28 protein-coding genes are annotated in these 23,354 nt (G+C 64.0%); 19 read left to right on the top strand and 9 right to left on the bottom strand.

Features of this window, described 5'->3' with window-relative positions:
- Positions 1-6: 6 nt before the first annotated feature.
- From cpaB to ACQR03_RS16460, 4 genes are all read right to left on the bottom strand, one after another.
- Positions 7-807: a Flp pilus assembly protein CpaB gene (gene cpaB / locus ACQR03_RS16475; protein ID WP_315713815.1), complete on the bottom strand. Its 801-nt coding sequence runs from the start codon at positions 805-807 to the stop codon at positions 7-9.
- Positions 808-933: 126 nt separating this feature from the next.
- Complete coding sequence (locus ACQR03_RS16470; RefSeq protein ID WP_315734617.1) at positions 934-1,458, bottom strand: A24 family peptidase; 525 nt, start codon at positions 1,456-1,458, stop codon at positions 934-936.
- Between the two features lie 108 nt (positions 1,459-1,566).
- Positions 1,567-1,701 (bottom strand): hypothetical protein, encoded by a 135-nt coding sequence (locus ACQR03_RS16465; protein ID WP_316172662.1) that lies wholly within the window; start codon positions 1,699-1,701, stop codon positions 1,567-1,569.
- 82 nt (positions 1,702-1,783) lie between these two features.
- Positions 1,784-1,948, bottom strand: a complete 165-nt coding sequence (locus tag ACQR03_RS16460; RefSeq protein WP_231317342.1) for a Flp family type IVb pilin — start codon at positions 1,946-1,948, stop codon at positions 1,784-1,786.
- A gap of 452 nt (positions 1,949-2,400) precedes the next feature.
- Here ACQR03_RS16460 and ACQR03_RS16455 point away from each other — a divergent pair, with 452 nt between their 5' ends.
- The 4 genes from ACQR03_RS16455 (at position 2,401) to ACQR03_RS16440 (ending at position 5,352) form a co-directional block, all read left to right on the top strand.
- Positions 2,401-3,228: a sterol desaturase family protein gene (locus ACQR03_RS16455; RefSeq protein WP_316172661.1), complete on the top strand. Its 828-nt coding sequence runs from the start codon at positions 2,401-2,403 to the stop codon at positions 3,226-3,228.
- Positions 3,229-3,362: 134 nt separating this feature from the next.
- The gene (locus tag ACQR03_RS16450) at positions 3,363-3,863 is read left to right on the top strand and encodes a pilus assembly protein N-terminal domain-containing protein (RefSeq protein WP_316172660.1); all 501 of its coding nucleotides are present in this window, start codon (positions 3,363-3,365) and stop codon (positions 3,861-3,863) included.
- 314 nt (positions 3,864-4,177) lie between these two features.
- The gene (locus ACQR03_RS16445) at positions 4,178-4,723 is read left to right on the top strand and encodes a TadE/TadG family type IV pilus assembly protein (protein WP_315713819.1); all 546 of its coding nucleotides are present in this window, start codon (positions 4,178-4,180) and stop codon (positions 4,721-4,723) included.
- Positions 4,724-4,791: 68 nt separating this feature from the next.
- Positions 4,792-5,352: a TadE/TadG family type IV pilus assembly protein gene (locus tag ACQR03_RS16440; protein WP_316172659.1), complete on the top strand. Its 561-nt coding sequence runs from the start codon at positions 4,792-4,794 to the stop codon at positions 5,350-5,352.
- 198 nt (positions 5,353-5,550) lie between these two features.
- Here ACQR03_RS16440 and ACQR03_RS16435 read toward each other — a convergent pair whose 3' ends face one another.
- The 3 genes from ACQR03_RS16435 to ACQR03_RS16425 all read right to left on the bottom strand — a co-directional run bounded on the left by ACQR03_RS16435 (position 5,551) and on the right by ACQR03_RS16425 (position 7,788).
- A complete protein-coding gene (locus ACQR03_RS16435) occupies positions 5,551-5,763 on the bottom strand; it encodes a cold-shock protein (RefSeq protein ID WP_006612155.1) in 213 nt (70 codons plus the stop codon).
- Between the two features lie 300 nt (positions 5,764-6,063).
- Positions 6,064-6,354, bottom strand: a complete 291-nt coding sequence (gene infA / locus ACQR03_RS16430) for a translation initiation factor IF-1 (RefSeq protein WP_315804701.1) — start codon at positions 6,352-6,354, stop codon at positions 6,064-6,066.
- A 24-nt stretch (positions 6,355-6,378) separates the two neighbouring features.
- Positions 6,379-7,788, bottom strand: coding sequence for a DEAD/DEAH box helicase (locus ACQR03_RS16425; RefSeq protein ID WP_316172753.1), 1,410 nt, complete (start codon positions 7,786-7,788; stop codon positions 6,379-6,381).
- A gap of 508 nt (positions 7,789-8,296) precedes the next feature.
- Between ACQR03_RS16425 and urtA the strand changes: the two genes are divergently transcribed.
- The 15 genes from urtA (at position 8,297) to ACQR03_RS16350 (ending at position 22,297) form a co-directional block, all read left to right on the top strand.
- Positions 8,297-9,619 (top strand): urea ABC transporter substrate-binding protein, encoded by a 1,323-nt coding sequence (urtA, locus tag ACQR03_RS16420; RefSeq protein ID WP_316172658.1) that lies wholly within the window; start codon positions 8,297-8,299, stop codon positions 9,617-9,619.
- A gap of 88 nt (positions 9,620-9,707) precedes the next feature.
- The gene (gene urtB / locus ACQR03_RS16415) at positions 9,708-11,321 is read left to right on the top strand and encodes an urea ABC transporter permease subunit UrtB (protein WP_410051200.1); all 1,614 of its coding nucleotides are present in this window, start codon (positions 9,708-9,710) and stop codon (positions 11,319-11,321) included.
- Complete coding sequence (gene urtC / locus ACQR03_RS16410) at positions 11,318-12,481, top strand: urea ABC transporter permease subunit UrtC (RefSeq protein WP_315713824.1); 1,164 nt, start codon at positions 11,318-11,320, stop codon at positions 12,479-12,481. Before urtB ends, urtC begins: the two co-directional genes overlap by 4 nt.
- A gap of 4 nt (positions 12,482-12,485) precedes the next feature.
- Positions 12,486-13,247: an urea ABC transporter ATP-binding protein UrtD gene (gene urtD, locus ACQR03_RS16405; protein WP_316172657.1), complete on the top strand. Its 762-nt coding sequence runs from the start codon at positions 12,486-12,488 to the stop codon at positions 13,245-13,247.
- Positions 13,248-13,250: 3 nt separating this feature from the next.
- A complete protein-coding gene (urtE, locus tag ACQR03_RS16400) occupies positions 13,251-13,946 on the top strand; it encodes an urea ABC transporter ATP-binding subunit UrtE (protein WP_315713826.1) in 696 nt (231 codons plus the stop codon).
- 58 nt (positions 13,947-14,004) lie between these two features.
- Complete coding sequence (locus ACQR03_RS16395) at positions 14,005-14,841, top strand: urease accessory protein UreD (RefSeq protein ID WP_316172656.1); 837 nt, start codon at positions 14,005-14,007, stop codon at positions 14,839-14,841.
- Positions 14,842-14,889: 48 nt separating this feature from the next.
- Positions 14,890-15,192 (top strand): urease subunit gamma, encoded by a 303-nt coding sequence (locus ACQR03_RS16390; protein WP_315713828.1) that lies wholly within the window; start codon positions 14,890-14,892, stop codon positions 15,190-15,192.
- Positions 15,193-15,320: 128 nt separating this feature from the next.
- Positions 15,321-15,626 (top strand): urease subunit beta, encoded by a 306-nt coding sequence (locus ACQR03_RS16385; RefSeq protein ID WP_315713829.1) that lies wholly within the window; start codon positions 15,321-15,323, stop codon positions 15,624-15,626.
- A 4-nt stretch (positions 15,627-15,630) separates the two neighbouring features.
- Entirely contained in the window at positions 15,631-16,170 is a 540-nt protein-coding gene (locus ACQR03_RS16380) for an HD domain-containing protein (RefSeq protein WP_434841731.1), read from the top strand.
- Positions 16,171-16,224: 54 nt separating this feature from the next.
- On the top strand, positions 16,225-17,940 hold the full coding sequence (ureC, locus tag ACQR03_RS16375) for an urease subunit alpha (protein ID WP_316169510.1): 1,716 nt from the start codon (positions 16,225-16,227) through the stop codon (positions 17,938-17,940).
- Between the two features lie 47 nt (positions 17,941-17,987).
- Positions 17,988-18,287, top strand: coding sequence for a putative quinol monooxygenase (locus ACQR03_RS16370; protein WP_315713833.1), 300 nt, complete (start codon positions 17,988-17,990; stop codon positions 18,285-18,287).
- Between the two features lie 42 nt (positions 18,288-18,329).
- Positions 18,330-18,947: an urease accessory protein UreE gene (locus ACQR03_RS16365; RefSeq protein ID WP_316201471.1), complete on the top strand. Its 618-nt coding sequence runs from the start codon at positions 18,330-18,332 to the stop codon at positions 18,945-18,947.
- On the top strand, positions 18,934-19,656 hold the full coding sequence (locus ACQR03_RS16360; protein WP_316201597.1) for an urease accessory protein UreF: 723 nt from the start codon (positions 18,934-18,936) through the stop codon (positions 19,654-19,656). Before ACQR03_RS16365 ends, ACQR03_RS16360 begins: the two co-directional genes overlap by 14 nt.
- 68 nt (positions 19,657-19,724) lie before the next feature.
- On the top strand, positions 19,725-20,348 hold the full coding sequence (ureG, locus tag ACQR03_RS16355; RefSeq protein WP_315713835.1) for an urease accessory protein UreG: 624 nt from the start codon (positions 19,725-19,727) through the stop codon (positions 20,346-20,348).
- 293 nt (positions 20,349-20,641) lie between these two features.
- Complete coding sequence (locus ACQR03_RS16350; RefSeq protein ID WP_315713836.1) at positions 20,642-22,297, top strand: CHASE domain-containing protein; 1,656 nt, start codon at positions 20,642-20,644, stop codon at positions 22,295-22,297.
- 130 nt (positions 22,298-22,427) lie between these two features.
- Here the strand turns inward: ACQR03_RS16350 and ACQR03_RS16345 are convergent, their stop codons facing one another.
- Positions 22,428-22,976 carry a sigma-70 family RNA polymerase sigma factor gene (locus ACQR03_RS16345; RefSeq protein ID WP_006612137.1) on the bottom strand — a complete coding sequence of 183 codons (549 nt, stop codon included), beginning with the start codon at positions 22,974-22,976 and terminating at the stop codon, positions 22,428-22,430.
- Entirely contained in the window at positions 22,977-23,213 is a 237-nt protein-coding gene (locus ACQR03_RS16340; RefSeq protein ID WP_315713837.1) for a NepR family anti-sigma factor, read from the bottom strand. It lies immediately after the preceding gene.
- Between the last annotated feature and the right edge of the window lie 141 nt (positions 23,214-23,354).

The following is a 23,354-nucleotide window of genomic DNA, read 5'->3' as shown; positions in this document are numbered from 1 at the left end:
TCTTGCTCACTTCTGCGTCGTCATCGTGCTGGGAATGCCGAAGCGGACGACGGCAACGCTGTCGCTGCGCTTGCGGCTGGTCTCGTCCGTGCGGCGCTCGGCCACGTTGACGTCGGCGATGCTGCGGAGCGCCAGGGACAGCGTTCCGGTTTGACGGGCACGCGCGAGCGTCTCGGCCTGTTCCGGCTTCAGCTCCAGCGTGACGGTCTTGCCGACCACCGTGGTCTGGCCGTCCTTTTCCTTGGGGGCCTGATCGATCGCCAGCACACGGATGTTCGACAGGATGATATCGGAGCTGACGACGTCGCCCGCGTTGGGCTGATCCGGATTGCGTTCGCGCTTGGACAGGATCACGTCGACGCGGTCGTTCGGCAGGATGAAGCCGCCGGCGCCGGTCTCCGGAGAAATCTCGGTGGAAACGGCGCGCATGCCGGCCGGCAGGATCGCGGCCATGAAGCCCGAGCCGTCGGCCTTGACGAGCTTTTGTTCGCGGATGGGCTCGCCGGCAATGAACGGCGCCCGCGCGATCGTGCCGGTTATCTGCGTCTGTCCTTCAGGCCGCTCGTTGCGGCGGATGAAGCTGGCACTGGCCGTGGCCGCCGGCCAGCTCTGCCACTGCAGATCTTCGGGCTTGAGGGATTGGCCGAGGGCGATGTCGCCCTTGGCGACGAGAACGTCGACGGTCGGCATCTGCGGCGCGGGCGCGGCGACTTGAGCCGGCCGGTCGTCGGACCCGCTCGCGAGATATGCGGCCACGCCGCCAGCGCCTACAGCGATGGTCAGAACCACAATGCGTGCGGTATTCATACGCTTCACTTTCCACATGACGCCGCGACGTTTCCGCCGCCGTGATGGGAGTTGAGCAGTTATTCGTCAAAGCATGGTTAATGAGGCGTATCTAAATCGCCTTAACACCGCGTTGACACGGTGTGTTCAGAGCAATGCAAGGCGCGCAGCGTCGATCGCCTTCACCCAATCGGTCTCCGGATAGACCATCAGAGCGCCCAGGGCGAGCGCGATGCCATAGGGCACGCCGCTCTCCTTGGCGTGCAGGCGTGCAAGCCAGGGTTGCCCCGCCAGCATGTAGGGCAACGGCCATTGCCGGAACTGCATGAGGGCGAGGGTGAGCACGCCGCCGAAGATCGAGGCGTACAACAGGTAGTTCATCAGGTGGGCGAAGCCGAACCACAGGGCGGCGGCGGATGCGACCTTGGCGTCACCGCCGCCGATCCAGCCGAATGCAAAGCAGGTGAAAGCAATCACCAGCAGGGTCGCGCCCGCGCCCAGATGCATCAGCATGTCAGCCATGCTCATCCCGCTCAGCGGCGCCAGAACCAGGAAGCCGGCGACGAGCGCCAGGGAGACCCGGTTCGAAATGGTCATCGTGAACAGGTCGCTCGCCGCGGCAAAGGCCATCAGGGCCGGAAACAGCAGAAGGCGCGCGAGATCGAGGGTCATGGGCTCTCAATGGCATCGACGCGGGCATGGGTGCGCCGCTGCGCCAGAGCCTAGCTGCAAGAAATAAACGATCGGGAAACAGCCGGAATGGCCGGCTGGTTGTCGTTCTCACCAGACGCTGACGATGCGGGCCGCCAGAGCGAGGATGGACAGGCCGAGGCCGCCGCAGATCCAGCGCAAGGCGACGTCGGCCCCGCTGGACGGAGGCCGGGACGCGGCTGCGGACAAAACGTGGTTACGCATCACTGAACGCCGCGAAGCTGAATGTGGAAATGATAAAGGCCCCGGATGTCCGGGGCCTTTTTTGCTCGGCCGTGACGACCGCTTACTTCAGCGAGGTGTTGATCGCGCCGAACTTGGAGCTCAGGCTGGAGCCGAGACCGTTCACCGCGGCAATGATCGCGAGCGAGATGCCGGCGGCGATCAGACCGTATTCGATCGCGGTCGCGCCGGATTCATCCTTCACGAAGCGAGCAAGAAGATTCTTCATAGGTAACTCCATGTACACGTGGCTGGTCGAACAAACTCTGGTCGTTGCGGCGTTCTCAGCACCGTGACCATGCGGCCACCGTAGGGGGCAGGAATTTCGGCGTAGTTAATTCGGTCGCCGAAACACGGCGACAAATGGCTGTTATTGTGCAGAGTAAACATTGGATGAAGCGCGGCACGACCATTCGAAATAACGCATGGCCACGCCGCAGTCGGTCTCGCTGAAAGACGAGCGCAGGGTTTGGGCCGTCATGCCCGGCCCCATCCATCGCCGGGCCTGCTCCGCATTCCACACTATATGCATGGGGCCGTGTCGACCTGGCTGGTGGAGCATGTGGCTCGATGTCGATCGCGCTGGGCCGATCGGCAGGGCGGTTCTGCGGGCGCGCAGGTTCACGGCTCCTTAAGCGCCTGGGAGTACCCCTCGGAACAGTTCATGAGATGAGGAATGTGATGTCCGGTCTGCCATGGGAAGTCGCGCTGATGCTCGGCCAGACCATCGAGAAGGTGTTGCCGATCACCTTGATGCTGGCAGTGGTGTTCTCGGTGCTCAGTCACTTCTGGGCCTGCAATCCCGGAAAGCCGTGGTGGCAGAAGCGCGAGCTCGTCACCGACGTGGTCTACTGGTTCTTCGTACCGGTGTTCGCGCGGGTGCTCCGCATCGGCTTTCTCGTGCTCGGCGCCAGCGTTGTCTTCAAGATCCGCGACGCCGACGAGTTGATCGCCTTCTATGAAAACGGGCACGGCCCGCTGGCGCAGCTTCCCGAATGGCTGCAGGGGGTGCTCTTCCTCGTGCTCTCCGACTTCATGCTGTACTGGATGCATCGTCTGTTCCATGGCGGCGAGTTCTGGAAATACCACGCGGTTCACCATTCGTCGGAGGATCTCGAGTGGATTTCGGCGGCCCGCTTCCATCCGATCAACCTGATCCTCGGCACGATCGCGGTCGACGTCCTCCTCTTGATGGCCGGCATCTCGCCCAACGTCATGATCTGGGTCGGACCGTTCACGACGTTCCATTCGGCCTTCGTCCACGCCAATCTCAACTGGACGCTGGGCCCGCTGAAATATGTCCTCGCCACACCCGTCTTCCATCGCTGGCACCACACGTCGATGGAGCAGGGCGGCAACACCAATTTCGCCGGCACGTTCCCGATCTGGGACATCCTGTTCGGCACGTTTCGGATGCCGGAGGGGCAGTTGCCCATGGCCTACGGCAAGGACGAGGCGACGATGCCCGGTGAGTTCGGCGGTCAGCTCGCGTTTCCGTTCCGAAGATGACGTGTTCTGCAACCGCCCGAGGCTTCGTCGCGACGTTTGCAGATCATTCACCAATTGAGCGCAGATTTGCCGCGTCGGGCGCCGTCACCGCTGCGTATCGCTTGAGACGGCTCGTCAATGTCCCGGGGTTGAGTATGTCGTTCTTTGTGTCGCGTCGTCCTAGTGTTTCCTTCGCATTGCGGGCGGCCGTCGCCGCGGTGCTGCTGTGGCCGGCTGCCGCCTCGGCGGAGCCTGATCCCGCCATCGCCGTGAATGTCGACCAGGCCAAGCTGGTCAAGTTGCCCGACCGGGTCGCCACGCTCGTCGTCGGCAATCCGATGATCGCCGATGTGACCTTGCAGAGCGGCGGCATCATCGTCGTCACCGGCAAGAGCTACGGTGCCACCAACTTCATTGCGATGGATCGCGGTGGACAGGTGCTGATCGATCGCCAGATCCAGGTCGCCGGACCCACCGACCAGCTCGTGACGGTGTATCGGGGCGTCGATCGCGAGACCTATAGCTGCATGCCGATCTGCCAGCGCCGGGTGACCTTGGGCGACGGCGACAACTACTTCAAATCGGTGCTCGACCAGGCTGGAACGATGTCCAGCACGGCGAGCGGCAACGCGGCAGCGGCCTCGAAGACCAACTGAACGCTGGCCTGGCCATGCTTGGCCGGGTCGATGGCAGCGCCTGACCGCATCTCCACGCGCCTCCGCACCGACGATGCGGTGAGCCTCGCCGCCGGTGCTGCGGCTGGATCGCCTGGTTCGTTTGGTTTCGATGATCGGGTCGGGCAGGTGGCGCGCTGCCTCGGAGGGGCCGACTGCGAGCGACCCCCCAAGCATGGTTAGCGGGACGTTGATGCGGCGGGCCATACTGTCCGTATTGTAGGAAACTCTTTCCCAAGGAGTTTCCGCTATTCGTTTCACCCAGGTTGATGTGCCTTCCCAGTCCGGATGACCCCATGCAAGCCCCCGTCTCCTTGACCGCTTCGATGCGCCGGCTGTTGCGCCGCTTCCGGCGCAACCGGCGGGCATCGGCCGCGCTCGAATTCGCGCTGGTCGCGCCGGTCTTCTTTGCGCTGCTGTTCGCGATCATCGAAACGGCGCTGATGTTCTTTGCCGGCCAGGTGCTCGAGACGATCACGCAGGACTCGGCGCGCATGATCCTGACCGGACAGGCGCAACAGGGCGCCTATACGCAGTCGCAGTTCGCGAGCTACGTCTGCACCCAGGTTCCCGCGCTGTTCGACTGCAACAAGATCTATATCGACGTGAAGAGCTACTCCTCGTTCGGGAGCGTCTCCATCAGCAACCAGATCGACAACAGCGGCAACTTCGTCAACAACATGACCTACAGCCCGGGCGCGGCCGGAGACATCGTCGTCGTCAGGCTGTTCTATCAATGGCCGATCTTCGTGACGGGGCTCGGCTACAACATCGCCAATCTGAGCGGCAGTAAGCGGCTGCTGGTGGGTACGGCCGCATTCAAGAACGAGCCGTATTCATAACACTGACCTCGCGAGCTGCGTCTGAGGGACACCAGGAATTCATCATGCCGTTGGGAAGAATGCCGGGTATGTCTTCGAGCCTGCGCCTGTGGCGTCGCATCGACGCCTTCGCTGCCGATCGTCGCGGTGTCGCGGCCACCGAGTTCGCATTCATCGTGCCGCTGATGCTGGTGATGTTCTTCGGCACGGTCGAATTCTGCTCGGCCATCGCCGTCGACCGCAAGGTCACCCTGATGGCGCGCACCCTGTCGGATCTGACCTCGCAATCGACCTCGGTCGGCGACAGCGACATGTCGAACTTCTTCGCCGCCTCGACCGGCATCATGTACCCGTATTCCACGACGCCGGTGAATGCGACGATCACCGAGCTCTATGTCGATCCCACCACCAAGCAGGCGACGGTGAAGTGGAGCAAGGGATCGACGCCGCGAACCGTCGGCATGACGGTCGGCGTGCCGGCTGAATTGCTGGTGTCCGGCACCTATCTGATCTTCAGCGAGGTGAACTACCAGTACGTTCCGACGATCGGCTACGTCATGGGCAAGACGGGCGTCAATCTCAGCGACGTCGCCTATACCCGCCCGCGGCAGTCGACCTGTGTGATGTATAGCCCGGCGACTTCCTGCTGAGGTGAGGGCTGCCGCAACGGAGCCCGCCCGGCCCCGGGGCCGCAGTCGCATACGCGCCTGCGAACCGGAGCGACCGACACTACGGTCATTTGGACGAGCAGAACTCGGCGGCAAACAATCAAGGCAATAAAAAAGGCCGCGCAAGGCGGCCTTTCGTTGTCCAGATGGGCAATCGCATGCGCGATCGCCCGGCGTCGCTCAATTGGCGGCGCGGAGATTGTCGGCCGACGACTTGCCCGAACGGCGGTCCGCCACGATCTCGTAGGAGATCTTCTGGCCTTCCCGCAGCGTGCCGAGACCAGCGCGCTCGACGGCGCTGATGTGCACGAACACGTCGTTGCCGCCGTCGTCCGGCTGAATGAAGCCATAGCCCTTGGTTGCGTTAAACCACTTCACGGTTCCCATGCTCACGGGGTAGTTCCCTTCTCAGATACCAAATGCGTAGCCCAGTCTCCTGGGCTGGTTAGATCGAATTTTTGGAAGGGTCGTCAGCGTCTGAACCGGCTGTACCGGTAATAGCTAATCTCGTCCGGCCGAAAATCGATTGCGGGATATATTATTGGAAATGCCCGCGCAAAACAATCCTGAGCTGCGCGAGAGTGCATGATTTTTTGACGCGCCGGCTCGACGCCGACGCGCTGAATTGTCGCTGATTGCGCAAGGCTTGATCAATCCGCCGGGCCGGGCGGAACATTGCTCCGCCCAATGCCCCTAGCGCCGACGGAACTGGCCGCCGCGCTGCGCTGCGCCACGCGGAGGACCGCCGGGCGAGCTGGGACGCTCGTCCTTGTGGCGGAAGATCAGCCGGCCCTTTTCGAGGTCGTAGGGCGACATCTCGACCGTCACGCGGTCTCCCGCGAGCGTCTTGATGCGATTCTTTTTCATCTTGCCCGCGGTGTAGGCGACGATCTCGTGCCCCGCGTCGAGTTGTACCCGATAGCGTGCGTCGGGAAGGATTTCGGTGACCAGCCCTTCGAACTGGATCAGCTCTTCCTTAGCCATGTCTTTCTCCAGATCGATAGACGTCTAGTTTGGCCGTTGGTTGCGGTTTTGAGCGTGGTTTTTGGGTCTGCCCTCGCGATGCAGGAAAGCAACGCCTTGAATCGACCCGGCCTTGCCGCCGCCTTGCGACGGCCGCTGGGGCTCCTGACGATTGCCTGGCAGAGACGCCATCTTAGCATTGGAACGACGGTGACGGCGAGGGCCTTTTGCGGCGGTGCCACCGTCGTTGGTCCGCGCATTCTGCATGCCAGGACGGCCACCGCGCTGAGGCGGCTTGGCCGGTGCAGCGGCCTCGCGGAGGCCGGGCGTGCGGCGATCGTCGCGCGGCAGCGAGATCTTGATCAGCCGTTCGATGTCGCGAAGGTAGGACAGCTCGTCCGATCCGGCCACGAGCGAAATCGCAACGCCCTCGGCGCCGGCGCGCGCCGTGCGGCCGATCCGGTGGACGTAGGTCTCGGGCACGTTCGGCAGGTCGAAATTGACGACATGGCTGACGCCGTCGACGTCGATGCCGCGGGCCGCGATGTCGGTTGCGACCAGGGTTCGGATCTCGCCGGTGCGGAACGCCGCCAGGGTGCGCTCGCGGTGGTTCTGCGACTTGTTGCCGTGAATCGCCTGGGCGGGGATGCCGGCTCTTTCGAGGCTCTTCACGACCTTGTCGGCGCCGTGCTTGGTGCGGGTGAACACCAGCGCGCGGTTGACCGGCTCCTGCTTGAGCAACTGAGCCAGAAGGTTCGGCTTGGCCGAGTGGTCAACGTGGATGACGCGCTGGGCAATGCGCTCGACCGTCGAGGAGACGGGGGTCACCGCGACTCGCGCGGGGTCGCGCAGCATGGCGTCCGCGAGCTCGGCGATGTCCTTAGGCATGGTGGCCGAGAAGAACAGCGTCTGCCGCTTGATCGGCAGCTTGGCCACGATCTTCCGGATGTCGTTGATGAAGCCCATGTCGAGCATGCGGTCGGCTTCATCGAGCACCAGGAACTCGACATGGGTCAGCTTCAAAGCGTTGCTCTGAACCAGATCGAGCAACCGGCCAGGGGTGGCAACCAGCACTTCGAGGCCGGGCATGATAGCGCGGACCTGGCGCCCCATCGGCACGCCGCCGATCGCGAGCGCCGAGCTCAGCCGGATGTGCCGGCCATAGGTGTTGAAGCTGTCGAGGATCTGACCCGACAATTCGCGGGTCGGGCTCAGCACCAGCACGCGTGCCGTCTTCGGCTGCGGCTTGATCCGGTTCAGCAGCAAGCGGTGCAGGATCGGCAGCGCAAACGAGGCCGTTTTGCCGGTTCCCGTCTGGGCGATGCCGATCACGTCGCGGCCTTCGAGCGCGAGCGGGATGGTCTGGGCCTGGATCGGGGTAGGGGTGGTGTAGTTCTCTTCCTTCAGCGCGCGCGTCAGCGCGTCGGCGAGGTTAAAATCCTGGAAGGATGTCAAAAGATGGGGCTTTCCATAAGAGGATAAGGCCCGTGTCGGCAGGCAGCCGGACGCGGGTGGGTGGTTGAGAGACACCCGCGTGTTTGGAGCGCCTAGATTGGATGGGTGAGAATGCGAAGCCAGAAGCTCTGGTCGAGCTAAAGAACACGCGGCTTGCAAAGATCCGGCCGATTCGCCTTGATCTACCAGCTATATGGAACAGATGGACGGCACTTTCAAGGCCGGTGCGCAACGGATTGGCTTTCCGGGTGGTACTCGGCTGCTTTAAATTTAGCCATTCGAAACAAAGTGCACAAATCCTGCGCTGTATGCCATCTGATTAATCATCGGGCTTGCTCAATCCGGCAGCAGAAGGCCGCGGCGCCTCTCTACGAGAACGCCAAGTTCCACTTTTGTGTCAATGCCTTACCAGATGTGCACGGCATGGCACACTTCTTGCGATTCTTCCTGCGCAGACCGCCGGCCGCCTTGGCTGCGAAGCATGTCTGCGTCAGGGAGATATTACCTCATGCTTACTCGACTCACTCAGGAATTAACGGCGCCGTTCAGCCGCCGTCGCTGGCTGGCTGCTGCTGCCGGCCTGGCGCTCGGCGCAGCCGGCTTTGGCCCGGCCAAGGCCGCTGACGACACCATCAAGATTGGCGTTCTGCATTCTCTGTCCGGCACCATGGCCATCAGCGAGACCACGCTGAAGGACACGATCCTGTTCTTGATCGACGAACAGAACAAGAAGGGCGGCGTACTCGGCAAGAAGCTCGAGGCCGTCGTGGTCGACCCCGCTTCGAACTGGCCGCTGTTCGCCGAGAAGGCGCGTGAGCTGATCACCAAGGACAAGGTCGCGGTCGTGTTCGGCTGCTGGACCTCGGTGTCGCGCAAGTCGGTGCTGCCGGTGTTCAAGGAGCTGAACAGCATCCTGTTCTACCCGGTCCAGTACGAAGGCGAGGAGAGCGAGCGCAACGTGTTCTACACCGGTGCGGCGCCGAACCAGCAGGCGATCCCGGCGGTCGACTACCTGATGAAGGAAGAGAAGGTGAAGCGCTGGGTGCTGGCCGGCACCGACTACGTCTATCCGCGCACCACCAACAAGATCCTCGAAGCCTACCTGAAGTCCAAGGGCGTGGCTCAGGACGACATCATGATCAACTACACGCCGTTCGGTCATTCCGACTGGCAGACCATCGTCGCCGACATCAAGAAGTTCGGCTCGGCCGGCAAGAAGACCGCCGTGGTCTCGACCATCAACGGCGACGCCAACGTTCCGTTCTACAAGGAGCTCGGCAACCAGGGCATCAAGGCCAAGGACATTCCGGTCGTCGCATTCTCGGTGGGTGAGGAAGAGCTCGCCGGCATCGACACCAAGCCGCTGGTCGGCCATCTCGCCGCCTGGAACTACTTCGAGTCGATCAAGACCCCGGCGAACGAGAAGTTCATCAAGGACTGGCAGGCCTACACCAAGAACCCGAAGCGCGTGACCAACGACCCGATGGAAGCGCATGTGATCGGCTTCAACATGTGGGTGAAGGCGGTGGAGAAGGTGAAGTCGACCGATCCGGACAAGGTCATCGACGCTCTCCCGGGCACCGAGGCGCCGAATCTGACCGGCGGCGTGTCGAAGATGCTGCCGAACCACCACATCACCAAGCCGGTGTTCATCGGCGAGATCAAGGGCGATGGCCAGTTCAGTGTCGTCTACAAGACCAAGGACCTCGTCCCCGGCGACGCCTGGTCGAAGGAGCTCGAGGGCTCGAAGGACCTGATCGGCGACTGGGTCGGCAAGAAGTGCGGCAATTTCAACGTCAAGACCAACAAGTGCCTGGGCTCGGGCTCCTGATCTCGACCTGACGCGACCATGACGACAGGAGAAGGCGGCGATGTTGCCGCCTTCTCCTGACCTCCTGAACTCCTGCCGGGGTTGTCCAGTGCCTGCTCTTTTTCTGGCGATCATTCGCCGTCTGCTTGTTTTGCTCGCCCTGATCGCCGTTTCCGTTCCCGCCTTCGCAGCCAGTTTCGAAGAGTCCGTCGCGAAGTTCGCGAACGATGATTTCTCGGACACGGACGAGGCCGTCGGCGAGATCGCCGTGTCGGGCAACCCGCTGGCTTTCCCGATCATCAGCGCGCTCCAGGACGAGCGGCTGATGTTCGATGCCGACACCAAGAAGGTCTTCATCAAGCAGGCCGACGGCAGGATCATCGATGCTGCCACCGGCGCCGCCGTCGACAAACTGCCCGACAATGCCGCCGCCGTCAGCCTCAACAACCGGCTGCGCCGCAGCGTCGATGCCGCGCTCGGTGGTTTGACGCTGCTGTCGCCGGATACCAACACGCGCCTGACCGCCGCAAGATCGGTGTTCAAGTCGCATGACGAGGCGACGTTGCCGACGGTGGAGTCGGCGCTCGCCAAGGAAACCAATCGCGCCGTGAAGCAGGCGCTGACCGAGGCGCGTGCCGCCATCCTCCTGTTCAAGTCTGACGCCAGCGAGGTCGACAAGCTCGAAGCCGTCGCCACCGTGAGGGCGCGCGGCGACCAGGAAGCCCTGGCGCTGCTGACGGAGATCGGCGGCGCGGACCAGCCGGCAACCGTCGCCAAGGCCGCGGCGAGCGCGATCTCGTCGATCCAGAGCTCGCTCGCAATCTGGTCCGGCGTGCAGAACGCCTGGTACGGCCTGTCGCTCGGCTCGGTGCTGCTGCTGGCGGCCATCGGCCTTGCCATCACCTTCGGCGTCATGGGTGTCATCAACATGGCCCATGGTGAGATGGTGATGCTCGGCGCCTACACCACCTTCGTCGTCCAGGAGGTCATCCGCACGCGCTACCCGGCGCTGTTCGACTATTCGCTGCTGATTGCCGTCCCGCTCGCCTTCCTGGTGGCCGGCGCGATCGGCGTGCTGATCGAGCGTACCATCATTCGCTTCCTCTACGGGCGTCCGCTGGAGACGCTGCTCGCCACCTGGGGCCTGTCGCTGATCCTGCAGCAGGCGGTGCGCACGGCGTTCGGTCCGACCAACCGCGAGGTCGGCAATCCCTCCTGGATGAGCGGTGCGTTCGAACTCGGCCAGATCACCATCACCTACAACCGGCTCTGGATCCTCTGCTTCACGATGGCCGTGTTCGCCATCCTGCTGGCGATGCTGCGTTACACCGCGCTCGGCCTGGAGATGCGTGCAGTGACGCAGAACCGGCGCATGGCGGCGTCGATGGGCATCGCGACCTCGCGGGTCGATGCGCTCACCTTCGGGCTCGGCTCCGGTATTGCCGGCATCGCCGGGGTGGCGCTGTCGCAGATCGACAATGTCAGTCCGAATCTCGGCCAGAGCTACATCATCGACTCCTTCATGGTCGTGGTGTTCGGCGGCGTCGGCAATCTCTGGGGCACCTTGGTCGGCGCCTTCACGCTCGGCATTGCCAACAAGTTCCTGGAGCCGGTCGCCGGCGCCGTGCTCGGCAAGATCGCGATCCTGGTGCTGATCATCCTGTTCATTCAAAAGCGCCCGCGCGGGCTGTTCGCGCTCAAGGGCCGGGCGGTGGAAGCATGATGCCGCACGTCCTCACCCGGTCGCTGGACCGCGCTGCGACCGTCTTCGTGCTCGTCGTCGCCGCCTGCGGCGTGCTGATCCCGCTGTCCAACCTGCTGCTGCCGGCCGGTTCGGCGCTGCAGGTGCCGACCTATCTGGTCGCGCTGTGGGGAAAATATGTCTGCTACGCGATCCTGGCGCTCTCCATCGACCTGATCTGGGGTTATTGCGGCATCCTCTCGCTCGGTCACGGCGCGTTCTTCGCGCTCGGCGGCTATGCGATGGGCATGTATCTGATGCGCCAGATCGGCACCCGGGGCGTCTATGGCAATCCGATCCTGCCGGACTTCATGGTGTTCCTGAATTATTCCAAGCTGCCCTGGTACTGGCACGGCTTCGACATGTTCTGGTTCGCGGCTTTGATGGTGCTCGTGGTGCCCGGCCTGCTCGCCTTCTGCTTCGGCTGGCTCGCCTTCCGCTCGCGCGTCACCGGCGTGTATCTGTCGATCATCACCCAGGCGATGACCTACGCGCTGCTGCTCGCCTTCTTCCGCAATGATTTCGGCTTCGGCGGCAACAACGGCCTGACGGACTTCAAGGACATCCTCGGCTTCAACGTCCAGGCGGAAGGCACCCGCGCCGCGCTGTTCGCGCTGAGCTGTCTCGCGCTCATTCTGGCGTTCCTGATCTGCCGGGCCGTCGTGTCGTCGAAGCTCGGCAAGGTGCTGATCGCGATCCGCGACGCCGAGTCGCGGACGCGTTTCCTCGGTTATCGTGTCGAGTCCTACAAGCTGTTCGTGTTCACGCTGTCGGCGTGCATGGCCGGCGTCGCAGGCGCGCTCTACGTTCCTCAGGTCGGCATCATCAATCCGTCCGAGTTCGCGCCCGGCAATTCGATCGAGGCCGTGATCTGGGTCGCGGTCGGCGGCCGAGGCACGCTGGTAGGTGCTGCGCTCGGCGCCGTCGTCGTGAACTACGCGAAGACGTTCTTCACCTCGGGCGTGCTGGCGCCGTACTGGCTGTTCATGCTCGGCGCATTGTTCGTGCTCGTCACTCTGCTGCTGCCCAAAGGCATCATCGGCACCTTCAATTCCTGGTGGGATCAGCTCGGCAGCAGGAGGCTGAACGCCGAGAGCGCCGCCCGCGAGGACGGCGTCACCGAACCCAAGATGGCGGAGTGAGCGCATGAACGTGATGGACACCCGCGCGACGTCGTCGCTGCTCTATCTCGACGGCGTGCACGTCTCCTTCGACGGCTTCCACGCCATCAACAATCTGTCGCTGACGCTCGAGCCCGGCGAGATGCGCGCCATCATCGGTCCGAACGGGGCCGGCAAGACCACGATGATGGACATCATCACCGGCAAGACCAAGCCCGACGAGGGCACGGTGCTGTTCGACGGCAAGACGGATCTCACCCGCCTCGACGAGACCCGCATCGCCGAGCTCGGGATCGGCCGCAAGTTTCAGAAGCCGACGGTGTTCGAGAGCCAGTCGGTCGAGGACAACCTGCTGCTCGCGCTCAATGTCGATCACAGCGTCAAGGGCACGCTGTTCTGGCGCGGCTCGAGGAGCGAGTCCGAGCAGATCGACCGGGTGCTCGAAACCGTGCGGCTCAAGGATGCCAGACGCAAGCTCGCCGGCAGCCTGTCGCACGGCCAGAAGCAGTGGCTGGAGATCGGCATGCTCCTGGCACAGGACCCGAAGCTGTTGCTGGTCGACGAACCGGTCGCCGGCATGACCGACGTCGAGACGCATCAGACGGCTGAGCTGCTCAAGGAAATCAACAAGGATCATACCGTCATGGTCGTCGAGCACGACATGACCTTCGTGCGAGAGCTCGGCGTCAAGGTCACCTGCCTCCACGAAGGCACGGTGCTGGCCGAGGGCACCATCGATCAGGTGTCGTCGAACGATCGGGTGATCGAAGTGTATCTGGGGCGCTAGGCGATGTTGGACGTCAAGGACATCAACCTCTATTACGGCGCCGCCCAGGCGCTGCGCGGCGTCTCGATCGCGGCGGAGCCCGGCAAGGTCACCTGCGTGCTCGGCCGCAACGGCGTCGGCAAGACCTCGCTGCTGCGGGCGCTGGTCGGACAATATCCGCTGGCCTCCGGCAGCATCACCTTCGATGGCGCCGACATCACCCATCTCAAGCCCTATGAACGGGCGCGCAAGGGCATCGGCTTCGTGCCGCAGGGGCGCGAGATCTTCCCGCTGCTCACGGTGGAGGAGAACCTCAAGACCGGCTTCGGACCGCTGAAGCGCAGCGATCGCAGCATCCCGGACGACGTGTTCTCGCTGTTTCCGGTGCTGGAATCGATGCTCGGCCGCCGCGGCGGCGATCTTTCCGGCGGCCAGCAGCAGCAGCTTGCGATCGGCCGTGCCATGGTGATGCGGCCAAAGCTCCTGCTTCTCGACGAGCCGACCGAGGGCATCCAGCCCTCGATCATCAAGGACATCGGCCGGGCGATCTCGTATCTGCGCAATCTCGGCAACATCGCGATCGTCCTGGTCGAGCAGTATCTCGACTTTGCCTGCGAACTCGGCGACAACTTCGCCGTCATGGATCGCGGCGCGGTGAAGTTCACCTGCACCCGCGCCAATCTCGATCAGGCCGAGATCAGCCGCCAAATGGCGCTGTGATCATCACGTAGCTTCTCGACGCGGTCTCGCCCGCGTCTGGTCCCAGGGGAGGGGATCGATGCGGGCCGATCCCGCCAGCGCCGCTGCCGACATCTTCGAGGCCAACCGCGCCCGAGGCGCGGTGCGCTTCGACGTGCGGCTGCAGGACGGCGTGACGCGGCGCCATCATCTGCATGAATCCGGCTCGCTGCGGGTGCGCTTTCCCTCGCCCGAGGACGATGGCCTGTCGGCGATGTTCGTCAACACGGCCGGCGGCATCGCCGGCGGCGACCGCTTTGCGATCGAGGTCGCGGCCGGCGAGGGCAGCCGCGTCACGCTGTCGAGCGCCGCGGCCGAAAAGGTCTATCGCGCCGCTGGCAAGCCCGCAGAGCTCGATATCGCGCTGACCGTCCATGCGGGTGCCCACATCTCCTGGCTGCCGCAGGAGACCATCCTGTTCGACCGCGCTCGCATCCATCGCCGGATCGACATCGACCTTGCCGATACCGCCTCGCTGTTGTTGTGCGAGATCGTCGTGTTCGGCCGCACGGCCATGGGCGAGCGCATGCGCGAGGGCGAGTTCGTCGATCGCTGGCGGGTGCGGCGCGGCGGCAAGCTGGTGTTCGCCGAGACGGTCCGCCTCGACGGCGACATCGGCGACAAGCTGGCGCAGCCCGCCATCGCCAACGGCGGCGCGGCGATCGGGACCGCGCTGATCGCGCCCGGGGACGCCGCGCTGGTCGAGCGTATCCGGGAGAGCCTGCCGGCCTTCCGGGGAGAGGCCGGGCTATCGGCCTGGAATGGATTTGCAATGGCCCGCTTCTGTGCCCAAGATGCCGCAAGCCTGCGCGCCGACATGATGGCGGTGCTCGGCTGCGCATCGGCCGGACCGCTGCCGCGGCTGTGGCTCAACTAGACGTTTACCAACTGATGACTACCAAAAGACCATCACCAGAGAGTCCGCATGAACCTGTCTCCCCGCGAAAAGGACAAGCTCCTGATCTCGATGGCCGCCATCGTGGCCCGCCGCAGGCTGGATCGCGGCGTCAAGCTGAACCACCCCGAAGCGGTCGCGATCATCTCCGACTTCATCCTGGAAGGCGCGCGTGACGGCCGCACCGTGGCCGAGCTGATGCAGGCCGGCGCGCAGGTCCTGACCCGTGACCAGGTGATGCCCGGCATCCCCGAGATGATCCACGACATCCAGGTCGAGGCGACGTTTCCGGACGGCACCAAGCTGGTCACGGTGCACGAGCCGATCCGCTAAGTCATTGCACGTCATTCGGGGACAGCGCGCAGCGCTGGGCCCGGAATCCAGAGGTGGCTTGAAAACAATCGTTTGAGATTCCGGGCTCGGTCCTGCGGACCGCCCCGGAATGACGGAGAAAAAGCGAAATGATCCCCGGCGAACTCTTCATCCAGGACGGCGAGATCGAGCTCAATGCCGGCCGCAAGACCGTGACCCTGTCGGTCGCGAACACCGGCGACCGGCCGATCCAGGTCGGCTCGCACTACCATTTCTTCGAGACCAATCCGGCGCTGAAGTTCGACCGCAGACGCGCGCGCGGCATGCGGCTCGACATCGCGGCCGGCACGGCCGTGCGCTTCGAGCCGGGCCAGACCCGCGACGTGCAACTGGTCGCGCTCGCCGGCAAGCGCATGGTCTATGGCTTCCGCGGCGACGTCATGGGCAAGTTGTAAGCCGATGCTGACCGGATTGTGCCTCGTTTCCGAAGCCGCCGAGCTGGCGGCGCGCCGTCACGCCGGCCAGCAGCGCAAGGGCCGCGACGATGAGCCTTACATCAATCATCTCGCCGAGGTCGCAAACATCCTATCGGCAACCTGCGACGGCGAGGATGCCGAGCTCGTCGCGGCAGGCTGGCTGCACGACACCATCGAGGACACCGATACGGCCGCTGATGAGCTGGCGGAGCGCTTTGGGTGTCGTGTCGCCGACCTCGTCGTGGAAGTCACTGATGACATGACCCTGCCGAAGAGCGAGCGGCGCCAGGTCCAGGTCATCGCCGCGCCCGGCAAGTCCGCTGGTGCCAAGCAGATCAAGATCGCCGACAAGATCAGCAACATCCGCGCCCGAATCTTCTTCGAGCCGGACCTGGAGCAGCAGCTCGAGCTGATGGAGTATCTCGGCTGGGCCGAGCAGGTCGTCGCCGGCTGCCGCGGTGTCAACGCGCGGCTCGATGTGCTGTTCGATGAGACGGTTGCGAATGCGCGAGGAACGCTGTGAGCGGATCGCCGGTGTCTCGACATCACGACAAGCAGAGCTAATTGGGGGCCAACGATGTCCGTCAAGATCAAGCGTTCCGTCTACGCCGACATGTTCGGTCCCACGACCGGCGACAAGGTCCGGCTCGCCGACACCGACCTGATCATCGAGGTCGAGAAGGACTTCACTGTCTATGGCGAGGAGGTGAAGTTCGGCGGCGGCAAGGTCATCCGTGACGGCATGGGACAGTCGCAGGCGACCAACAAGCAGGGCGCCGCGGACACGGTCATCACCAATGCGTTGATCGTGGATCACTGGGGTGTCGTGAAGGCCGACGTCGCGATCAAAGAGGGCATGATCAGCGCGATCGGCAAGGCCGGCAATCCGGACATCCAGCCCGGCGTCACCATCGTGATCGGCCCCGGGACCGACGTGATCGCGGGCGAGGGCAAGATCCTCACCGCCGGCGGTTTCGACAGCCATATCCATTTCATCTGCCCACAGCAGATCGAGCACGCGCTGATGTCGGGCGTCACCTCCCTGCTCGGCGGCGGCACCGGCCCGTCGCACGGCACCTTCGCGACCACCTGCACGCCCGGCCCGTGGCACATCGGGCGGATGATGCAGTCGTTCGACGCCTTCCCTGTGAACCTCGGCATCTCCGGCAAGGGCAACGCCTCGCGCCCGGCCGCGCTGGTTGAGATGGTCAAGGCCGGCGCCTGTGCGCTGAAGCTGCACGAGGATTGGGGCACGACGCCGGCGGCGATCGACAATTGTCTCTCGGTCGCGGACGATCACGACATCCAGGTGATGCTGCACTCGGATACGCTCAACGAATCCGGCTTCGTCGAGGACACCATCAAGGCCTTCAAGGGCCGCACCATTCATGCCTTCCACACCGAAGGCGCCGGCGGCGGGCACGCGCCTGATATCATCAAGGTCGCCGGGCTGAAGAACGTGCTGCCGTCCTCGACCAACCCGACGCGTCCGTTCACGCGCAACACCATCGACGAGCATCTGGACATGCTGATGGTGTGCCACCATCTCGATCCGTCGATCGCCGAGGATCTCGCCTTTGCCGAGAGCCGCATCCGCAAGGAGACGATCGCGGCGGAGGACATCCTGCACGATCTCGGCGCGCTCTCGATGATGTCATCGGATTCGCAGGCGATGGGCCGGCTCGGCGAGGTCATCATCCGGACCTGGCAGACCGCCGACAAGATGAAGAAGCAGCGCGGCGCGCTGCCGCAGGACAAGGGCAAGGACAACGACAATTTCCGCGTCAAGCGCTACATCGCCAAATACACGATCAACCCGGCGATTGCGCATGGCGTGTCGAAGCTGATCGGCTCGGTCGAGAAGGGCAAGCTCGCCGACCTCGTGCTGTGGTCGCCCGCCTTCTTCGGCGTCAAGCCGGACTGCGTCATCAAGGGCGGCACCATCGTCGCCGCGCCCATGGGCGATCCGAACGCCTCGATCCCGACCCCGCAGCCGGTGCATTACCAGCCGATGTTCGGCGCGTTCGGCAAGTCGCTGACGGCTTCGTCCGTGATCTTCACCTCGAAGGCGGCCATCACCGGCGGGCTCGCCCGCAAGCTCGGCCTTTCGAAGAAGCTCTACGCGGTGCAGAACACCCGCGGCAGGATCTCGAAGAAGAGCATGATCCACAATGATGCGACGCCCAACATCGAGGTCGATCCGGAGACATACGAGGTGCGGGCCGACGGCGAGCTCCTGACCTGCGAGCCGGCCGAGGTGCTGCCCATGGCGCAGCGCTACTTCATGTACTAAGCTTCCGCCCGGTACCAGAACCAGAAAAGTACCGGGAGGACGAGTTCGTGATCTATGTCGTTGCCACCTTGACCATCAAGCCCGAAACCCGTGCGGAATTCATCGCCGCTGCGGCTGCCTGCATTGCGGGGACCCGCAAAGAACCCGGCAATATCGCCTATGATTTGCATGAGAGCGTCACCGACCCGAGCAAGATGGTCTTCGTCGAGCAGTGGGAGAACGCCGAGGCCTTGGTGCCGCACCGCGCGACCGAGCACATGAAGACGTTCGGGCGCGTCGCGGTCAAATGCATGTCGGCCCCGCCGAAGATCGAGATCATCACGCCTGAGAAGGTCGATGTCCGCTGAGCGGAATAAGAGTGAGCGCAATAAGAGAATGAGAGTTTCAGCATGATCCGCGCGACACGCGTGCTCGGGCAGCATCGTTGGAAGGAGGCTGCCGCCGATTCCGTCCTGCTCGATTTCGATGACCGGCACCGGCGGCGGCTGGTGATGACCGGAACGCGTGGGCTGGAGTTTCTGCTGGACCTCGAGCACGCTACCGCATTGCGCGGTGGCGATGCCCTGGTGCTGGAGGACGGCCGGCTGATCGAGGTCGTGGCGGCGGCCGAGCCGCTGCTCGAGATCCGGGCTTCCGATCCGCATCATCTGGTGCGGCTGGCCTGGCACCTCGGCAACCGGCACCTGCCGACGCAGATCATGGCCAAGAGCCTGCGGATCCGCCGCGACCACGTGATCGAGGCCATGGTCAAGGGTCTCGGCGCGCGCGTCATCGAGATCGAGGCACCGTTCGATCCGGAAGGCGGCGCCTACGCCGAGCCCAGCCATGCGCACGGCCATGATGATCATGATCACCATGGCCACGATCATCATCACGATCATGCCGGGCACGATCACGCGCATCACGGCCACGACGACGGCCATGCACATGATCATCACGTGCATGACGAGCACTGCGGCCATGACCATCACGATCACGGTCATTCCCATGCTCATGGGCACAAATGAGGAGGGGGCTCGGCCGGCTGCAATCAGGGCCGCGGATTCGGCTGCGCTGTATCGGCTGCTGACATGGCTGTCGCCGGCGTTTCCGATCGGCGGCTTCTCCTATTCGAGCGGCATCGAATGGGCCGTGGAGGCAGGCGACATCGGCGATGCGGGGGAGCTGCGCGGCTGGCTCGCGACGATGCTGACCAACGGCTCCGGCTTCTGCGACGCGGCTTTCCTCGCGCACGCGTATCGCGCGGTCGAGCTCGACGATATGGCCAGCCTCCGCGAGGTGGCCGAGCTTGCGGCCGCGTTCGTACCGTCGCGCGAGCGTCAGCTCGAGACCACCGCGCAGGGCCGGGCCTTCATCGAGATCGCGCGGTCCGCCTGGAACTGCGCAGGCCTCGACGAGGCGGTGGCGCGCTGTGAGACCATCGTCTATCCGGTCGCCGTGGGGCTGGTCGGCGCGCTTCACGGCGTTCCTCTGGGACCCCTGCTGCACGGCTTTCTGCACGCCCTGACGTCGAACTGGATTTCCGCCGGCAGTCGTCTCGTACCGTTGGGGCAGACCGACAGCCAGCGCGTGCTCGCCGCGTTGGAACCGGTCGTCGCCGCGACGGCGGACCGCGCTCTGCTCGCCTCGCTCGATCACATCGGCGGCGCAACGTTCCGCTCCGATCTCGCAAGCCTTCATCACGAGACGCAATATACAAGGCTGTTTCGGTCGTGATGAAGCGGGGCAACGGCTGCTCGATCACGGCCCCGCGCGGTCGCGCGCACGGCAGAAGGATAAATGACATGGCATCGTCTCACGGTCCGCTCCGCGTTGGCGTCGGTGGCCCGGTCGGGTCCGGCAAGACTGCGTTGATGGATCTGCTCTGCAAGTCGATGCGGGAGCACTACGACATCGCTGCGATCACCAACGACATCTACACCAAGTGGGACGCGGAGTTTCTCGTTCGCTCGGGATCGCTGACTCCGGATCGTATCGCCGGCGTGGAGACCGGCGGCTGCCCGCATACTGCGATCCGCGAGGACGCGTCCATGAACCTCGCCGCCGTGGCCGACATGCGAGCCAAGTTTCCCGGACTCGACCTGGTGTTGATCGAGTCGGGCGGCGACAACCTCGCCGCAACGTTCTCGCCGGAACTCGCCGATATCACGATCTACGTCATCGACGTCGCGGCGGGCGACAAGATCCCGTCGAAGGGCGGACCGGGTATCACCCGCTCCGACCTTCTGGTGATCAACAAGATTGACTTGGCACCCCATGTGGGCGCTTCTCTGGAGAAGATGGAGACGGATGCCAAGCGCATGCGCGGCTCACGGCCCTTCGTCATGACCAACCTGAAGAAGAGCCAGGGGCTTGACCGGATCATCGGCTTCATCGAAGCCAAGGGCGGTCTGAAGCCGTCGGCCTGAGCGCGGGGACGGATCTGCGTCGCACGGCTCTTCGTTGCTCGATGCGTCTGCTGGAATGACCGACGCAAAAAAGCCTCATCCGGCCGGAACAACTTGAGCCCTCGGGTGTTGCCTCGACCCGGGGTGCGCCTTGCCCAAGGCGTCTCGGCGCCGATGCACCGGTATCCTGGGATCGCTATCCGCTGATCGCTCCGATCACTTCCGATCGCCCCGAGGTGCGTCCTTGAGTTGCAGGCCCGGTTATTGGATGACTCGTCTCCTCCTTCGCCAACCCTTTACTTCAGAGTGAACGAGTGCTCCGGCTGGGTGTCATCATCGGTTTGATCGCGCTGGTCGGGACGGCGCTGTCCGGCTTGGCCGCCTATCGCGTACACGACCAGGAGCTGGCGCTCGATCGCATTGCGCTGGCCCGTGCCATCGACGTCCATGCCAGCCTCGTCCAGGACCGGCTGACCGAACGTGAGCTGCTGGCCCGGGTGGCCTCCGGGCTGTTCCGCGCTCCCTCCGTGATCAAGGCAAATATGCTGGAGCCGCTGCGATCGTCGATCTACGCGTTCAAGACCGACTTCGTGGTGGCATCGTGGATCGCACGGCTGCGGCCGGATGAGCTCCCCATCGCGCAAGCCGAGCTGCGTCAGGCTGGCTTCCCGAATCCAACCATTCGCAATTTCGACGACATGCCGCTCGGGCCGAACGTCGATCGTCCGTTGGACGTTCTGATGGATCTCGAGCCACGCAATGCCGAGACCTCGAAGCTTCCCGGTATCGCACTCGACCGGCAGCCGATCGTCGGACCGATGCTCGCGCGTGCCATGGCCGAGGGCAAGCCGGTCGCATCCGATCCCACTCCGCTGGTGCGGAGCGATGGTCCGATCGGGATCGTGCTGGCAGCCCCGGTCGTCCCGCAAGGTGCCACTGCGCCGGCGGGCTTCGTGACGTTTTCCTACGAGATCGGGCCACTGCTGCTCACCAATGACGATCTGTCGTTGTTCTCGGTGGCGTTGAAGGATCCGCGCAACGCCTCGGATGAGCTGGTTGCCAACGATCAGGGGGCGGTGACGAGCCGGACCCGCAGGCCGGACGATCCTGCTCCGTCGTCGACCCGCACCGTGGCCTTCGGCAATCACGACTGGTCGCTGGTCTATTACGCCAAGGGCAATGCGGTCCGGCGCGCGCAACAGACCGCGGCGATCGTCGGCGTCATCGGGATGGCGCTGACCGGTATCATCTGCGGCCTGTTCGGCTACGTCGCCTACAACAATCTGCGCCTGAGCCGCGAAATCCAGGTGCGGATCGGCTTCGAGCGCCGACTGACGGCGGTCATCGACGAGCTGAACCACCGGGTCAAGAACATCCTGGCGGTGATCCAGTCCATCGTGACGCGCACGCTGCGTCATGGCAGCGACATGGACGTCGCACGCGAGCTGCTGATCGGACGGATCCATGCGATGTCGAACGTCGTCACGCTGCTCAGCGAGAGCCAATGGCAAGGCGTGCAATTGCGCGGACTGTTCGAAGCTCGCGCGATCCCGCATGCGGACAGGATTGCGGTCAACGGACCCGACATCACCGTGAGCGCGCGTGCCGCGCAGAGCCTGTCGCTGCTGTTTTTCGAACTCGCCTCGCACTCGGACGAAGGCCTCTCGCTCGTGGGAAAGCACCCGCACATCACCGCCAAATGGGAGGTGACCGGCGAGGAGCCGAATGCCGTCTTCCACTTCCGTTGGGAGGAATTGAACACCAGTGAAGCAACGCGGCGGCCGGACAGCGATTTCGGACTGATCCTGCTCGATCGCGTGGCACCGGAGGCGCTCGGCGGCACGTCAAAGCGCTTCTTCACCGAGGCGAGCTATGTGTATGAGCTGACCGCTCCGATGGAGACGGTGATCGACATGACCGAGCGCGATCGCACCGAGCAGTTCTCCGCGCCGGTGCATCCGGCGCGATAGCCGCAGCGCTCGTCGGCAAACAGGATGCCAGGGCGCACGATGCCCGAGTGCAAGTGATCAACAACAACAAGAAGAGGCGGCTCTTTCGCGAGCCGCCTCTTTGCTGGTTCGTTTGCGACGGCTTGGCTGATCAGCCGCCGCTGCCGCCGATCACCGCCCGCACGGTCTCGTCCGGGCCGAAATCCTCGGCGCCTTCGACATAGAGCAGCGCTGCCAGCTTCGAGCGCGCGCGGTTCACGCGGCTCTTGATGGTGCCCACCGCGCAGCCGCAGATCGCTGCCGCATCCTCGTAGGAGAAGCCCGATGCACCGACCAGGATCAGCGCCTCGCGCTGGTCCTGAGGCAGCTTCTCGAGCGCCGCGCGGAACTCCTCGAACTCGAGATGCGCGCCCTGCGAGGGATGCGTCTTGAGCGTCTTGGCGTAGTTCCCTTCGGCATCCTCCACTTCGCGCCGGCGTTTGCGGTAGTCGGATCGGAACAGGTTGCGCAGGATCGTGAACAGCCAGGCAGGCAGATTCGATCCCGGTTGAAACGAGTCGATGTTGGCCAGCGCCCGGAGCAGGGTTTCCTGCACGAGGTCGTCGGCACGATCGCTGTTACCACTCAAGGAAATCGCAAATGCGCGAAGGCTGGGGACGGCCGCGAGGATATCGTCCCGCAAGGAATCAGTGAGAGGCATTCACTCCCTCCCGTCGGTTTGGTCGTTGGATCCCCCGCCGTTCTCCACGTGGGACTGTGCTGCCGGCGCATCAAGCTTCCGCACCAGATCCGCGAAGCGGTCCGGCACTCCCTGACGGACGACGTCGTCGTACATCGCGCGGAGTTGATGACCGATTCTGGATTGAATTTCCGCGTTCAGTCCGCCGGGCTTGCGCGGTGCCGCATTCTTGCTGGCTTGAGACTTTACATCTTTCATGACCTTTTCCACGTTTCCCCGAGAGTTAAGTCCCTGAAGCTTCAAGAATTATTCTCGCCACCGAGAGGGTCTGTCGGGAACTAATGCGACGGGGCGATAAAAGTTCCACGCGTTTGGGGAACTTTTCGTCGGTTCGGGCGT

Origin of the sequence: Bradyrhizobium sp. HKCCYLS3070 (assembly GCF_051167575.1) — a bacterium.
GTDB lineage: Bacteria > Pseudomonadota > Alphaproteobacteria > Rhizobiales > Xanthobacteraceae > Bradyrhizobium.
The sequence above is the reverse complement of the archived record's forward strand: the minus strand, read 5'-3'. Positions and strand labels throughout refer to the sequence as shown.

Excerpts from the sequence above, each read along its gene's own strand:
- cpaB (WP_315713815.1), bottom strand. The coding sequence starts at position 807 with ATGAATACCGCACGCATTGTGGTTCTGACCATCGCTGTAGGCGCTGGC.
- ACQR03_RS16470 (WP_315734617.1), bottom strand. The coding sequence starts at position 1,458 with ATGACCCTCGATCTCGCGCGCCTTCTGCTGTTTCCGGCCCTGATGGCC.
- ACQR03_RS16465 (WP_316172662.1), bottom strand. The coding sequence starts at position 1,701 with ATGCGTAACCACGTTTTGTCCGCAGCCGCGTCCCGGCCTCCGTCCAGC.
- ACQR03_RS16460 (WP_231317342.1), bottom strand. The coding sequence starts at position 1,948 with ATGAAGAATCTTCTTGCTCGCTTCGTGAAGGATGAATCCGGCGCGACC.
- ACQR03_RS16455 (WP_316172661.1), top strand. The coding sequence starts at position 2,401 with ATGTCCGGTCTGCCATGGGAAGTCGCGCTGATGCTCGGCCAGACCATC.
- ACQR03_RS16450 (WP_316172660.1), top strand. The coding sequence starts at position 3,363 with ATGTCGTTCTTTGTGTCGCGTCGTCCTAGTGTTTCCTTCGCATTGCGG.
- ACQR03_RS16445 (WP_315713819.1), top strand. The coding sequence starts at position 4,178 with ATGCAAGCCCCCGTCTCCTTGACCGCTTCGATGCGCCGGCTGTTGCGC.
- ACQR03_RS16440 (WP_316172659.1), top strand. The coding sequence starts at position 4,792 with ATGTCTTCGAGCCTGCGCCTGTGGCGTCGCATCGACGCCTTCGCTGCC.
- infA (WP_315804701.1), bottom strand. The coding sequence starts at position 6,354 with ATGGCTAAGGAAGAGCTGATCCAGTTCGAAGGGCTGGTCACCGAAATC.
- urtA (WP_316172658.1), top strand. The coding sequence starts at position 8,297 with ATGCTTACTCGACTCACTCAGGAATTAACGGCGCCGTTCAGCCGCCGT.
- urtC (WP_315713824.1), top strand. The coding sequence starts at position 11,318 with ATGATGCCGCACGTCCTCACCCGGTCGCTGGACCGCGCTGCGACCGTC.
- urtD (WP_316172657.1), top strand. The coding sequence starts at position 12,486 with ATGAACGTGATGGACACCCGCGCGACGTCGTCGCTGCTCTATCTCGAC.
- urtE (WP_315713826.1), top strand. The coding sequence starts at position 13,251 with ATGTTGGACGTCAAGGACATCAACCTCTATTACGGCGCCGCCCAGGCG.
- ACQR03_RS16395 (WP_316172656.1), top strand. The coding sequence starts at position 14,005 with ATGCGGGCCGATCCCGCCAGCGCCGCTGCCGACATCTTCGAGGCCAAC.
- ACQR03_RS16390 (WP_315713828.1), top strand. The coding sequence starts at position 14,890 with ATGAACCTGTCTCCCCGCGAAAAGGACAAGCTCCTGATCTCGATGGCC.
- ACQR03_RS16385 (WP_315713829.1), top strand. The coding sequence starts at position 15,321 with ATGATCCCCGGCGAACTCTTCATCCAGGACGGCGAGATCGAGCTCAAT.
- ACQR03_RS16380 (WP_434841731.1), top strand. The coding sequence starts at position 15,631 with ATGCTGACCGGATTGTGCCTCGTTTCCGAAGCCGCCGAGCTGGCGGCG.
- ureC (WP_316169510.1), top strand. The coding sequence starts at position 16,225 with ATGTCCGTCAAGATCAAGCGTTCCGTCTACGCCGACATGTTCGGTCCC.
- ACQR03_RS16365 (WP_316201471.1), top strand. The coding sequence starts at position 18,330 with ATGATCCGCGCGACACGCGTGCTCGGGCAGCATCGTTGGAAGGAGGCT.
- ACQR03_RS16360 (WP_316201597.1), top strand. The coding sequence starts at position 18,934 with ATGGGCACAAATGAGGAGGGGGCTCGGCCGGCTGCAATCAGGGCCGCG.
- ureG (WP_315713835.1), top strand. The coding sequence starts at position 19,725 with ATGGCATCGTCTCACGGTCCGCTCCGCGTTGGCGTCGGTGGCCCGGTC.
- ACQR03_RS16345 (WP_006612137.1), bottom strand. The coding sequence starts at position 22,976 with ATGCCTCTCACTGATTCCTTGCGGGACGATATCCTCGCGGCCGTCCCC.
- ACQR03_RS16340 (WP_315713837.1), bottom strand. The coding sequence starts at position 23,213 with ATGAAAGATGTAAAGTCTCAAGCCAGCAAGAATGCGGCACCGCGCAAG.